General features: G+C 54.3%; 11 protein-coding genes and 3 tRNA genes. 6 read left to right on the top strand and 8 right to left on the bottom strand.

Annotated features, from left to right (window positions below):
* The first annotated feature begins 36 nt into the window (after nt 1-36).
* The 5 genes from galE (at nt 37) to gpmA (ending at nt 5,322) form a co-directional block, all read left to right on the top strand.
* A complete protein-coding gene (galE, locus tag RDN66_RS03985) occupies nt 37-1,053 on the top strand; it encodes a UDP-glucose 4-epimerase GalE (protein ID WP_035892206.1) in 1,017 nt (338 codons plus the stop codon).
* 10 nt (nt 1,054-1,063) lie between these two features.
* A complete protein-coding gene (gene galT / locus RDN66_RS03980; RefSeq protein ID WP_035892205.1) occupies nt 1,064-2,110 on the top strand; it encodes a galactose-1-phosphate uridylyltransferase in 1,047 nt (348 codons plus the stop codon).
* Between the two features lie 2 nt (nt 2,111-2,112).
* Nucleotides 2,113-3,261, top strand: coding sequence for a galactokinase (gene galK / locus RDN66_RS03975; protein ID WP_248537441.1), 1,149 nt, complete (start codon nt 2,113-2,115; stop codon nt 3,259-3,261).
* Complete coding sequence (gene galM / locus RDN66_RS03970) at nt 3,255-4,295, top strand: galactose-1-epimerase (protein ID WP_202216215.1); 1,041 nt, start codon at nt 3,255-3,257, stop codon at nt 4,293-4,295. Before galK ends, galM begins: the two co-directional genes overlap by 7 nt.
* Nucleotides 4,296-4,569: 274 nt before the next feature.
* Nucleotides 4,570-5,322, top strand: coding sequence for a 2,3-diphosphoglycerate-dependent phosphoglycerate mutase (gpmA, locus tag RDN66_RS03965; RefSeq protein ID WP_202216216.1), 753 nt, complete (start codon nt 4,570-4,572; stop codon nt 5,320-5,322).
* A gap of 40 nt (nt 5,323-5,362) precedes the next feature.
* On the opposite strand, the gene RDN66_RS03960 is transcribed toward gpmA, so the two are convergent.
* The 3 genes from RDN66_RS03960 to aroG all read right to left on the bottom strand — a co-directional run bounded on the left by RDN66_RS03960 (nt 5,363) and on the right by aroG (nt 9,756).
* Nucleotides 5,363-6,349 (bottom strand): ABC transporter substrate-binding protein, encoded by a 987-nt coding sequence (locus tag RDN66_RS03960; RefSeq protein ID WP_202216217.1) that lies wholly within the window; start codon nt 6,347-6,349, stop codon nt 5,363-5,365.
* An 11-nt stretch (nt 6,350-6,360) separates the two neighbouring features.
* Nucleotides 6,361-8,529 (bottom strand): TonB-dependent siderophore receptor, encoded by a 2,169-nt coding sequence (locus RDN66_RS03955; RefSeq protein ID WP_035892199.1) that lies wholly within the window; start codon nt 8,527-8,529, stop codon nt 6,361-6,363.
* Nucleotides 8,530-8,703: 174 nt separating this feature from the next.
* On the bottom strand, nt 8,704-9,756 hold the full coding sequence (gene aroG / locus RDN66_RS03950; protein ID WP_035892198.1) for a 3-deoxy-7-phosphoheptulonate synthase AroG: 1,053 nt from the start codon (nt 9,754-9,756) through the stop codon (nt 8,704-8,706).
* Nucleotides 9,757-10,089: 333 nt separating this feature from the next.
* On the opposite strand from aroG, the gene zitB reads away from it, so the two are divergent.
* On the top strand, nt 10,090-11,034 hold the full coding sequence (gene zitB / locus RDN66_RS03945) for a CDF family zinc transporter ZitB (RefSeq protein ID WP_202216218.1): 945 nt from the start codon (nt 10,090-10,092) through the stop codon (nt 11,032-11,034).
* Here the strand turns inward: zitB and pnuC are convergent.
* The 5 genes from pnuC to RDN66_RS03920 form a co-directional block, all read right to left on the bottom strand.
* The gene (pnuC, locus tag RDN66_RS03940; protein ID WP_202216219.1) at nt 11,031-11,750 is read right to left on the bottom strand and encodes a nicotinamide riboside transporter PnuC; all 720 of its coding nucleotides are present in this window, start codon (nt 11,748-11,750) and stop codon (nt 11,031-11,033) included. The two genes, zitB and pnuC, sit on opposite strands and share 4 nt — an antisense overlap.
* A 23-nt stretch (nt 11,751-11,773) precedes the next feature.
* The gene (nadA, locus tag RDN66_RS03935) at nt 11,774-12,817 is read right to left on the bottom strand and encodes a quinolinate synthase NadA (RefSeq protein WP_035892194.1); all 1,044 of its coding nucleotides are present in this window, start codon (nt 12,815-12,817) and stop codon (nt 11,774-11,776) included.
* Between the two features lie 290 nt (nt 12,818-13,107).
* Nucleotides 13,108-13,183: transfer RNA gene (locus RDN66_RS03930), tRNA-Lys, on the bottom strand.
* Nucleotides 13,184-13,229: 46 nt separating this feature from the next.
* Nucleotides 13,230-13,305, bottom strand: a tRNA-Lys gene (locus RDN66_RS03925).
* 3 nt (nt 13,306-13,308) lie between these two features.
* Nucleotides 13,309-13,384 (bottom strand) — tRNA-Val (locus tag RDN66_RS03920).
* Nucleotides 13,385-13,452 lie beyond the last annotated feature (68 nt).

Below are 13,452 nucleotides of genomic sequence, written 5' to 3'. Positions count from 1 at the left end.
AGGTTATTCCATGCCATAAGCTTAACGGAGCTAAAAATGAAAGTATTGGTTACAGGTGGTAGCGGTTACATAGGAAGCCACACATGTGTGCAACTGCTGCAACAAGGCCACGATGTTGTCATCCTCGATAACCTGTGCAACAGCAAGCATAGCGTCGTTCCGGTTATCGCCCGCCTGGGCGGCAAGCAGCCGAGCTTCGTCGAAGGTGATATTCGTAACGAAGCGCTGATGGTTGAGATCCTCAAGGATCACGCCATTGAGGCGGTGATTCACTTCGCGGGCCTGAAAGCCGTCGGTGAGTCCGTGCAAAAGCCGCTGGAGTACTATGACAACAACGTCAACGGTACCCTGCGTCTGGTTGCCGCCATGCGTACCGCCAACGTCAAAAACTTCATCTTCAGCTCCTCCGCAACCGTCTATGGCGATCAGCCAAAAATTCCTTACGTTGAAAGCTTCCCGACCGGCACGCCGCAAAGCCCGTACGGTAAGAGCAAACTGATGGTTGAACAGATCCTGACCGACCTGCAAAAAGCGCAGCCGGACTGGAGCATTGCGCTGCTGCGCTATTTCAACCCGGTGGGCGCTCATCAGTCTGGCGATATGGGCGAAGACCCGCAGGGCATCCCGAACAACCTGATGCCGTACATCGCACAGGTCGCCGTGGGCCGCCGCGAATCGTTGGCCATTTTCGGTAACGACTACCCAACGCCCGACGGTACCGGCGTGCGTGACTACATTCACGTCATGGATCTCGCCGACGGCCACGTCGCCGCGATGGAAAAACTGGCGAACAAAGCCGGCGTACATATTTACAACCTGGGCGCAGGCGTTGGCAGCAGCGTGCTGGATGTGGTTAATGCGTTCAGCAAAGCCTGTGGCAAACCGATTAATTACCATTTTGCTCCACGTCGCGATGGCGATCTCCCCGCTTACTGGGCCGATGCAACCAAAGCTGACCAGGAGTTGAACTGGCGCGTAACCCGTAACCTTGACGAAATGGCGCAGGACACCTGGAACTGGCAGTCCCGTCATCCTCAGGGATATCCAGACTAAGGATTTTGTCATGACGCAATTTAACCCCGTCGACCATCCACACCGCCGTTTTAATCCGTTAACCGGCCAGTGGATCCTTGTATCACCGCATCGTGCAAAGCGCCCCTGGCAAGGAGCGCAAGAGACACCAGCAAAACAAACGCTGCCCGCGCACGATCCGGATTGTTTTTTATGCCCAGGTAATACCCGGGTGACGGGTGATAAAAACCCCGACTACACCAGCACATACGTTTTTACCAATGACTTTGCTGCGCTGATGACCGACACGCCGGACGCGCCGGAAAGCAACGATCCGCTGATGCGCTGCCAGAGCGCACGCGGCACCAGCAGGGTGATTTGCTTCTCGCCAGACCACAGCAAAACGCTGCCGGAGCTGAGCGTCGATGCGCTGAAAGCCGTGGTGAAAACCTGGCAGGAGCAGACCGCAGAGCTTGGCCAGCAGTACCCGTGGGTACAGGTATTCGAAAACAAAGGCGCGGCGATGGGCTGCTCCAACCCGCACCCGCACGGACAGGTCTGGGCTAACAGCTTCCTGCCAAACGAGATTGAGCGTGAAGACCGCCTGATGCGCGAGTACTACGCCGAGCAAAAATCGCCAATGCTGGTTGACTACGTTAACCGCGAGCTGGCCGATGGTAGCCGCACGGTCGTAGAAACCGAGCACTGGCTGGCGGTGGTGCCGTACTGGGCGGCGTGGCCGTTCGAAACGTTGCTGCTGCCAAAAGCGCACGTGCTGCGTATTACCGATTTAACCGAAGCGCAGCGTGACGATTTAGCGCTGGCGCTGAAAAAACTGACCAGCCGTTATGACAACCTGTTCCAGTGCTCCTTCCCCTACTCTATGGGCTGGCACGGCGCACCGTTTAACGGCGAAGAGAACGCACACTGGCAGCTGCATGCCCATTTCTATCCGCCGCTGCTGCGCTCCGCTACCGTGCGCAAATTTATGGTTGGCTATGAAATGCTGGCAGAAACCCAGCGTGACCTGACGGCAGAACAAGCGGCTGAACGCCTGCGTGCGGTCAGCGACATCCACTTTCGCGAGTCCGGAGAATAACAATGAGTCTGAAAGATAAAACCCAAACCCTGTTCGCTGAGAAATTCGGCTACCCTGCTACCCACATTATTCAGGCTCCGGGCCGCGTTAATCTGATTGGTGAACACACCGACTACAACGACGGCTTTGTTCTGCCGTGCGCCATTGATTACCAGACGGTAATCAGCTGCTCGCCGCGTGATGACCGCCTGGTACGCGTGATTGCCGCCGACTACGACAACCAGAGCGACGAGTTCTCTCTCGATGCCCCGATCGTTAGCCACGATACCCAGCAGTGGTCAAACTACGTACGCGGCGTGGTGAAGCATCTGCAAAAACGCAATAACGCATTTGGCGGCGCAGACCTCGTTATCAGCGGCAACGTGCCACAGGGCGCGGGCCTGAGCTCATCGGCGTCTCTGGAAGTAGCGGTCGGCACCGTTTTCCAGCAGCTGTATCATCTGCCGCTCGACGGCGCGCAGATTGCGCTGAACGGCCAGGAAGCAGAAAACCAGTTTGTCGGCTGTAACTGCGGCATTATGGACCAGCTTATCTCGGCACTCGGCAAAAAAGACCACGCGCTGTTGATCGACTGCCGTTCGCTTGGCACCAAAGCGGTATCCATGCCGAAAGGCGTCGCGGTCGTCATCATCAACAGTAACTTCAAACGCACTCTGGTCGGCAGCGAGTACAACACGCGTCGCGAGCAGTGTGAAACCGGCGCACGCTTCTTCCAGCGCCCAGCGCTGCGCGACGTGACCATCAACGAATTCAACGCCGTTGCCCATGAGCTTGACCCGATTGTGGCTAAGCGCGTGCGTCACGTGCTGACTGAAAACGCGCGTACCGTTGAAGCGGCCGCTGCGCTGGAAAAAGGCGACCTGCTGCGTATGGGCCAATTGATGGCTGAGTCCCACGCTTCCATGCGTGATGATTTCGAAATCACCGTGCCGCAGATTGATACGCTGGTTGAGATCGTGAAAGCGACTATCGGCGACCAGGGCGGCGTACGCATGACCGGCGGCGGATTCGGCGGCTGCATCGTGGCGCTGATCCCTGAAACGCTGGTGCCTGCGGTGCAACAGGCCGTGGCCGAACAGTACGAAGCCAAAACAGGAATTAAAGAGACGTTCTACGTCTGCAAACCGTCACAAGGAGCAGGACAGTGCTAAGAGAAACGCCAGCGCTGGCCGCAGATGGCCAGCCGTACCGAGTGATTACGTTACGCAACGCCAATGGCGTGGTGGTGACGTTAATGGATTGGGGCGCCACGCTTTTGTCTGCGCGCATTCCGATGAAAGACGGCAGCGTGCGCGAAGCGCTGCTGGGCTGTGCGTCGCCGGAACAGTATACCGAGCAAGCGGCGTTCCTCGGCGCTTCTATTGGCCGCTATGCTAACCGTATCGCCAACAGCCGCTATACGCTGGACGGGAAGACGGTCGAGCTTGCGCCAAGCCAGGGTCAGCATCAGCTGCACGGCGGTCCTGAAGGCTTTGACAAGCGCCGCTGGGCGATTGCCTCTCAGAACCCTACGGAGGCCGTTTTCATCCTCACCTCGCCTGACGGCGACCAGGGCTATCCGGGCGAGCTTCAGGCAAAGGCGACCTATCGCCTCACCGAGGATAATCGTATTTCGATTGAGTACCGCGCAAGCGTCGATAAAGCCTGTCCGGTGAACCTGACAAACCACGTCTATTTCAACCTCGACGGCAATCAGACCGATGTGCGTAATCACAAGCTGCAGCTGCTGGCGGATGCTTATCTGCCCGTTGATGAGGGTGGGATCCCGCACGATGGGCTGAAAGATGTTGCGAACACCAGCTTCGATTTCCGTGAACCGAAAACCGTGGCGCAGGATTTCCTAAGCGACGATGACCAGAAGAAAGTGAAAGGCTACGATCATGCTTTCCTGCTTCAGGCAAAAGGCGATGCCAGTAAAGTGGTCGCCAACGTTTGGTCCGAAGATGAAAAGCTGCAGATGGCGGTTTATACCTCCGCACCGGCAATTCAGTTCTATTCCGGTAACTATCTGGACGGCACGTTATCCCGTAGCCCCCAGCCTTACGCCGCCTGGCAAGGTCTGGCGCTGGAAAGCGAGTTCCTGCCGGATAGCCCGAACCATCCAGAGTGGCCGCAGCCGGACTGCGTGCTGCGCCCAGGCGAAGAGTATGTCAGCCTGACGGAATATCAGTTTACCGCGTTGTAATATTACGTTTTGCCGAGTGGCGCTTCGCTTATCCGGCCTACGCGTAGCCCGACCGAGCGAAGCGACGCCGGGTATTTCCCCACTCTCTCGACGAAGTTTTAGGCACATCGCTGAAAATTGCGCCACGCAAAGACAAAATCATAACGCCTGATTCACATGCACCTTACACTGGAGCACTATTTTCGCTATGGTTATGCATAAGCGTTGCCGTCGAGCCTATCGCGGCAATATAATGAGAATTGTTATCATTCAATAAAGCTTGAGGAGTGAGAGTATGGCTGTAACTAAGCTGGTACTGGTTCGTCACGGTGAAAGTCAGTGGAACAACGAAAACCGCTTTACCGGTTGGTACGACGTTGATCTGTCTGAGAAAGGCGTTAGCGAAGCAAAAGCGGCAGGTAAACTGCTGAAGGCTGAAGGCTTCAGCTTTGATTTTGCTTATACCTCCGTGCTGAAACGTGCCATCCACACTCTGTGGAACGTGCTGGATGAACTGGATCAGGCCTGGCTGCCGGTTGAGAAATCCTGGAAGCTGAACGAGCGTCACTACGGTGCGCTGCAGGGTCTGAACAAAGCTGAAACCGCTGAAAAATACGGTGACGAGCAGGTTAAACAGTGGCGCCGTGGCTTCGCGGTAACCCCACCAGAGCTGACCAAAGATGACGAGCGCTACCCGGGCCACGACCCGCGTTACGCGAAGCTGACCGATAAAGAGCTGCCAACCACCGAAAGCCTGGCGCTGACCATCGAACGCGTCGTCCCTTACTGGAACGAAACCATTCTGCCACGCCTGAAAAGCGGTGAGCGCGTGATCATCGCCGCTCACGGTAACTCCCTGCGTGCACTGGTGAAATACCTGGACAACATGGGCGAAGACGAAATCCTCGAACTGAACATCCCAACCGGCGTACCGCTGGTGTATGAGTTCGACGAGAGCTTCAAGCCAATCAAACATTACTATCTGGGTAACGCTGACGAAATCGCTGCGAAAGCAGCTGCCGTAGCGAACCAGGGTAAAGCGAAGTAATACACCAATGCCGGATAGTTTTCGCTATCCGGCATTTCCTCTATTTTGACGGATTGAGTATCTCGTCAATTTGCGCGTCGCTAAGCGAGAGTGCAAAAAAAGTCTGATAAAAGCGTCGCGTTTCCTGGCGCATATCCACGTCGGTAAATCGCTGAGGATAAAGCGTTTTTGCCAACCACAGGAACTGTAACGCCTCTTCGCTCGTCTCCCGACACCACCAGAACATCCCTTTAGGGTTCACGTACACCCGATGGTGAATCACCGCATCAACCTGAGCCCACTGTGGCGACGTCATCATTTCATCGGCATCGCGTTTATTCATGGCAACGATAACCGCCGGATTAGCCGCCAGAATCTGTTCCAGTGAGACTTCACCGGCACGATTAGGCTTAGCCGCAAACCAGTTTTCAGCCACGTTACGGGCCCCGGCAAGGTCCATCCAGTCCTGATTTAACGACGGTTTACCGGTGGTAGTCAGCGCGTTGCCCATACTGTGATACACCGCGCGTCGCTCATTATCCGGCAGGTCTTTCAGCCGTGAGGCCACCAGCGCGACGTTATGATCAAAATAGTGCTGATAGCGTGCGGCTTTTTCCTGGGCATCTGGCCCCAGCACATCTGCCGTTTTCTGTACCCTCGCGGTGAGCGCCGCCATCGAATTCGCCTCAAAGGCCAATATGCGAACCCCCGCGCCTTCCAGTAGGGATTGGCGAGGAATACTCATTGATTTCGGCACGAACAGGAGCTGAGTGCGAAGCGAAAGAATGCGTTCAGGATTCAGTTCATGCCCATTGTTGACGCTCACCACCGGTACATCGTCAATCCGCGGTAGGCTTTGGCGAAAGAGCGGGATCCGTTTGGCAACCTGGGAGGTCCCGACAATATTATCGCCGTAACCCAACATGGCGATGATGGTGTTTTGCGCTGGCCACGGCGAGACAATGCGAACATCACTTTGCGGCGTGGCAGCAAACAGGCTCCCCGCCACCAGCCAGGCTAGCGCGGGGATAAGACGACTTATCGTCATGCCATTTTCCTTTAGAAGTCCAGCGTTACGGATGCGCGAACTTCGCGGCCGCTGCCGATAAAGGCGCTTGGGGAACCGTTATCGCCATCGGTACCTGATGGGAAAATAGACGCCCAATAATGCTTATCAAACACGTTATTGACCACTACGCGGAAGGTGGTCGGTACGTTGCTGATTTTAGTGGTATATCGAGTGCCTAAATCCCAGGTGGTATAACTGCTGGCCCAGGCGGTATTGGTATCGTTGGCGGCGCGCTTACCGGTATAGTGCACGTTCGCGCTGTACACCCATTCAGGCATCGATGGCAGGCTGTACTCTGCCAGCAGGTTAGCCTGCACTTTAGGCACCCCAACAACCTGTTTATCACTGGTCGCGCTGCTAACGGTATCTTTCAGTTTTGGATTAAGGAAGGTCACACCGCTGTAGATATTCAGCCCCTGCCAAACGTTGCCGGAAGCCGTCAGCTCAAGCCCGTTATTGACCTGATTACCTTGCTCTTTATAGACATTTTCCGTCGGGTCAACATAAGCAAACGGGCGTTCAAGACGGAACAGCGCCGCGCCCAGGTTCATCCCGGAGACATCGGCCTTCAGACCCATTTCGTACTGCTTGCTACGGTAAGGATCGAGCGTCTGACCGGCGTTTTTCACGCCGCTATCCGTTGGTGCAGTGCCGCCCTGTTCCAGCGATTCAGCATAGCTGATGTAGCTCATCACGTTCGGCGTGATTTTGTACATAATCGCGGCGTTAGGGCTCAGGCCATTCTCATCAACCTGACTGGTTTTGCTACCGCTTTTATTGTAGTTCTGCGCCTGAATCCAGCTCTGGCTAAGGTAGAACATCGCAGACCACTTCGGCGTAAAGGTGACCGTATCGCCCAGGGTGATGCTCTGCTGCGTGTTTACGCTGGATTTATAGCGATCGCCGCTGGTACGAATTTTCCCATCACCCAGCTCTTCCATTGAGGAAGGGTTATACATGTTGGTGGTTCCCCAACTGTATGACGACCCGGTGCCTTTTGCGCTGTACAGTGACCATACGTAGCCCGTCGTCGAGAGCGCAACATCATGCCCGATAGAACCGGTATCCACATGCCCGTTCAGCGCTACCGTATTACTCAGCACGCGAAAACGTCCGGCGGCCGTAGAGTCTTTCATCGAGCGGCTAATATCGCCGTTGTTGTTGATGATTTTGTTCGACACGCTGCGCATAGCGCGATCCGCCTGCTGCCAGCCCACTCCGGCGTTCACAGACCAGTCATCATTGAAATAGTGAATGAGTCGAGTACTGATGGTATCGGTCGTCAGATCGTTACCGGCGGTATGCAACGCCAGGTTCTTATCTTTTGGATTCGGCGCAGAAGGCAGTTTAATGCCGGGACCATAGCTGAAGCTTCCTGGATAACCTTTCTGGATAAATTCATAGTGGCTGGCATCGAGCTGTAGCTGCGTGCCAGGCTGAATATTCCAGTCGAAGGCAACGGAAAGCAGCTTACGGCGCAGCGTACTATCATCCAGGTTCCCCTCGCCTTCCTGATTCAGCACGTTGACGCGATAGCCAAAACGATGCTCATCATCAATGTGTCCACCCAGGTCAACGTGGCCGGTGAACGCGCTGCGGCTTTGGTAGCCTAACGTGACTTTTCGCAGCGTTTCTTCCGTTGGGCGTTTCGCCACAAAGTTAAACTGACCCGCAGGGCTCGCCGGACCATAAAGCGCACCTGTCAGGCTGTTAAGCACATCCAATCGCTCCAGCATTTCCACCGGGAATGCCGTCGTAGAGACAATATTCAGTCCATCCAGGCGACTGTTCGCCACCACGCTGCCCTGCATGCCGCGGCTCTGCGGACGTCCAACGTCCATGCCGCCGCGCGCCTGCATTTGCGTACTGGGTGAGTATTTGAGAAGTTCGCTGACGCTTTGCGCCTGCTGGTTTTCGATCATCTCTTTGGTGACGGTGGTGCTGGAATATGGCGTATCAACCCAGGATTTGGTGCCGAGCGGGCCCACATCGATATCGTTAGTTTTAAATCCCGCGCCGGAAGCCGCGTGCGTAGTATCGGCTTCGGGCTGGCTGGTCACCACCATGGTGTCTTCGGTAGACGATTTAGCATGCGCGCTTTGCGGCGCCAGAGTGATAAGTAGCGGCAACAGCGTTGCCAATTGGGTAGGTTTATTCATTTGTATTATCAATCGTTATGTAAATATTTATATTACGATCGATATGTATGTGTAAATTTGATCTCAATCATTTCAAAACTTTTAAGGGCTTGAGATAACCCTTTATGATTACGAGATTTTTATATAAAAAAACCGGCATGGTTAGCCGGTTTTAAGACGAAATGAGGTAAGGAATTAGCTGCGTCGAGCCTTGACTGCATTCGCCAGTTGGCGCAGTACAACGTCGGTATCTTCCCAGTTAATGCACGCATCGGTGATGCTTTTGCCATACACCAGCGGCTCGCCGCTATCTGGGTTCTGATTGCCTTCTACCAGATGGCTTTCAATCATCACGCCCATAATCGCTTTCTCGCCGTTGGCAATCTGTTTGCAAACGTCAGCGCCCACTTCCATCTGCTTTTTGAACTGCTTGCTGGAGTTAGCGTGGCTGAAATCAATCATGATTTGTGCCGGGAGGCCTGCTTTCGCCAGACCCTCTTTCACCGCCGCCACATGGGAAGCGCTATAGTTTGGCTCTTTACCACCGCGCAGGATGATATGGCAATCGCCGTTACCGCTGGTGTTTACAATCGCAGAGTGACCCCATTTGGTAACCGACAGGAAACAGTGCGGCGCACCGGCAGCATTGATGGCATCAATGGCTACTTTAATCGTGCCATCAGTACCGTTTTTGAAACCGACCGGGCAAGAGAGGCCGGAAGCCAGCTCACGGTGAACCTGAGATTCCGTGGTACGCGCGCCAATCGCGCCCCAGCTCATCAGGTCAGCCAGGTACTGCGGCGTGATCATATCGAGGAACTCGCCCGCTGCCGGCAGACCGGTGTCATTAATATCAAGCAGCAGCTTACGCGCGATACGCAGGCCATCGTTAATCTGGAAGCTGTTATCCATATGCGGATCGTTAATCAGCCCTTTCCAGCCAACGGTGGTACGCGGCTTTTCAAAGTAGACGCGCATAACGATTTCCAGCTCACCCTGCAGCTCTTCGCGAATTTTCAGCAGGCGCTGCGCGTACTCTTTGGCAGCAACCGGATCGTGAATAGAGCAAGGACCAATCACTACCAGCAGACGATCGTCTTCACCTTTCAGGATCTGATGGATCGCTTTGCGGGCGTGAGACACCGTATTGGCGGCATTCTCGGTGGCTGGGAATTTTTCAAGGAGCGCTACAGGAGGTAATAACTCGTTGATCTCTTTAATGCGTAAATCGTCGTTCTGATAATTCATGACTGTTCCAGTGTTGCCATACTTATACAATTGGGTGCAATCCCTTCAATCTATATCGTCAGCCAAAAAGTGTAAACTGGCTTTTACACTTTAGCCGGATAATGACTAAAAAAACCCTACAAACTAGAATTTAATAGCAATTAATTAGAGTTTAAGCAGCAATTACAAACATAATTATCTGCAAATTAATTTAAAAACAATATATTTCAATATCACCTATCGCATTAGACGCTATTTTTACCCGTGGGATTACGTTGCTTATTTCTGTGCGGAAAAAGCAAAGATCTGCAATGATGTCAGATAGTCACACTCAAATAGGGAAGGATGAGCGTCATGGCGCATAGGCATGATTCACACTCGCACACCACGCAGAATGATGGCAACGCCCGTCGATTATTGCTGGCTTTTGGGGTCACCGCTGGTTTTATGGTCGTCGAGGCGATTGGCGGGGTTGTCTCCGGATCGCTGGCGCTGCTCGCCGATGCCGGGCATATGCTGACTGATTCAGCCGCGTTATTGTTTGCGCTGCTGGCCGTTCGCTTTGCCAACCGGCCACCGAGCGGGCGTCATACCTTTGGCTGGCTGCGCCTGACCACTCTCGCCGCCTTCGTCAACGCCATCGCCCTGCTGTTTATCATCATCCTGATTGTCTGGGAGGCCGTGCAGCGCTTCTATCATCCGCAGCCGGTCGCTGGCGTCACCATGATGACCATTGCTGTCGCTGGCCTGCTGGCAAATATTCTGGCCTTCTGGATTTTGCATCGCGGCAGTGAAGAGAAAAACCTGAACGTGCGCGCTGCGGCGCTGCACGTCATGGGCGACTTGCTCGGTTCTGTCGGCGCGATTATCGCGGCAGTAGTGATTATGACTACCGGCTGGACGCCTATCGACCCGATCCTGTCGGTACTGGTCTCCTGCCTGGTGCTGCGCAGCGCCTGGTCATTGCTGAAAGAGAGTATTAATGAACTGCTGGAAGGTGCACCGCAGTCGGTTGACGTTGCCGCGTTAAAGCGCAATATGCGCCGTTCGCTTCCGGAAGTACGCGATGTTCACCACGTGCACGTCTGGCTAGTCGGCGAAAAACCCTTAATGACGCTGCACGTTCAGGTCGTGCCACCGCACGATCACGATGCGCTGCTGGATCGTATTCATCATTTCCTTGAAGAACACTATCAGATAGACCATGCGACGGTGCAGATGGAATACCAGCCCTGTAACGGCCCGGAATGCCACCTTAACGAGGCGCATTCCGAACACGGGCATCATCACCACCACTAATGGGACAGCGCGCGAGAACCCCGTTCACGTGCGCTATTCATCCACATCCGGCTACCGTTCAGGGCAATGAAGGTCAGGATCAGATATTCCAGCGCCATCGCATAAACGCCCTGCAGGGCAAAAATCGCCACGCTGATGACGTTGATGATGACCCAAAGCAGCCAGTTCTCGACATATTTGCGTGTCATCAACACCATCGCCGCAATCGACAGTACCATCATGCAGGAATCCCAGAACGGGAACGCATCCGGCTGTAGCGTCGGCATCACCACGTTCACGCCCATTGCCTGCATCACGTTGACCGCAACACGCGTAAGCACGGCGAAAACGGGGTCGATATAGAGCGTCATTAACGCAATCGCCACTACGCATGCCGCCAGCCAGCTCAGCGCCTTTGACAACGGCAGCCAGCGAATCTGAAGCTCAGCCTCATTCTGACTGGTTTGCCGCGACCACGCGTACCAGCCGTACAGATTGGCGGCAAAGAAAAACAGCTGAAGCAGCAAGCTAGCGTAAAGTTGAATCTGGAAAAAGATAATCGCAAACAGCGTTACGTTTATCAGACCAAACAGGTAGTTCACGATCTTTTCAAGGCTTGCCAGCCAGATGCAGAGCAGACCGGCGACCGTCCCAACCGCTTCTATCCACGAGAGGTCGTACCCTCCCGCACCCAGCGGTATATGAACCAGAATATTTTGCGTACTAAAGAAATCCATTTTAACTCCAGCGCGTTAGAGGTTTATCCTCGTAGTGTAGCCGCAAAATCCAGCATTCGGTTCAGCGGAACGAGCGCGCCCTGGCGCAGCTGTTCATCAACGTGAATTTCATGGGCAGCCCCGCCGTTCTCCAGACTTTCCGCAATCGCCTTCAGACCGTTCATTGCCATCCACGGGCAGTGTGCGCAGGTACGACAGGTAGCCCCTTCACCGGCGGTTGGCGCTTCGAACAGCTCTTTATCCGGCACGGCCTGCTGCATTTTGTAGAAAATACCGCGATCGGTTGCCACGATAAGTTGCTGATGCGGTAGCGTTTTGGCGGCATTAATCAGCTGACTGGTTGAACCGACGGCATCGGCCATATCTACAATCGCCTGTGGAGATTCCGGGTGCACCAGCACCGCAGCCTGCGGGTACAGCGATTTCATTCGGCTTAAGGCCTGGGTTTTAAATTCGTCGTGGACGATACATGCTCCCTGCCAGCAAAGTACATCGGCACCGGTCTGTTTTTGCACATAGCGACCAAGGTGGCGGTCCGGTGCCCAGATGATTTTCTCTCCCAGGCTATCGAGGTGTTCAATCAGCTCGACAGCGATGCTGGAGGTGACCACCCAGTCGGCGCGTGCTTTTACCGCTGCCGAGGTGTTGGCATAGACCACCACGGTACGGTCTGGATGGGCATCGCAAAAGGCATTAAACTCCTCAATCGGACAACCGAGATCCAAAGAGCATTCGGCATTCAGCGTTGGCATCAGAACCGTTTTTTCAGGGCTGAGGATTTTTGCCGTTTCACCCATAAAACGAACGCCAGCGACCAGAAGGGTTGAGGCAGAATGCTTCGCTCCGAAACGTGCCATCTCCAGGGAATCAGAAATACAGCCCCCGGTCTCCTCCGCAAGCTGCTGGATTTCAGGATCGGTGTAATAATGCGCCACCATGACGGCATCACGTTCCTTGAGCAACCGCTTGATTTTTTCGCGGTAAAATTGCTTCTCATCGAAACTCAACGGGACAGGTTTCGGCGGGAACGGGTAAATTGCGGCTTCTGGATCAAACATCACGCTCATCATGCTTCTCGTTTTACTGGCTTAACGAAATAAACGGTTATTCGGCGAAGATTCGCCGTTACCACGGCAATATGTTTTATATGCTAAACAAGATAGCCGATTCTATGAAAAAAGTCGTGGTGAATTTTGCACCCTTCCCCGGAGTCGGTGCGTAGCACCTCGTCCGGGCTACAGGCAAATACAAACGTAGTCTGGCCAAGCGTCAGCGACGCCGGGAATGCTAGAGAATGAAAGAGACAGGAATGGAATCGCAGATAGCAAAAAAGCGCCTTTAGGGCGCTTTTTTACACTGGTGGGTCGTGCAGGATTCGAACCTGCGACCAATTGATTAAAAGTCAACTGCTCTACCAACTGAGCTAACGACCCATTCGGGTGCAGCCTGAAAGATTTTTACTCGGAGCCACCATTAAGATGGTGGGGCGTGCAGGATTCGAACCTGCGACCAATTGATTAAAAGTCAACTGCTCTACCAACTGAGCTAACGCCCCGAGTGGTGGGTGATGACGGGATCGAACCGCCGACCCCCTCCTTGTAAGGGAGGTGCTCTCCCAGCTGAGCTAATCACCCACTTCTCAATTTCTTGCTACACGGCGGAGACTACATAAAGTAGTTGGTGGGTGATGACGGGATCGAAC

Origin of the sequence: uncultured Kluyvera sp. (genome assembly GCF_902485085.1) — a bacterium.
GTDB lineage: Bacteria > Pseudomonadota > Gammaproteobacteria > Enterobacterales > Enterobacteriaceae > Kluyvera > Kluyvera ascorbata.
Note: the sequence above shows the minus strand (reverse complement) of the source record. Positions and strands in the feature narration are given on the sequence as shown.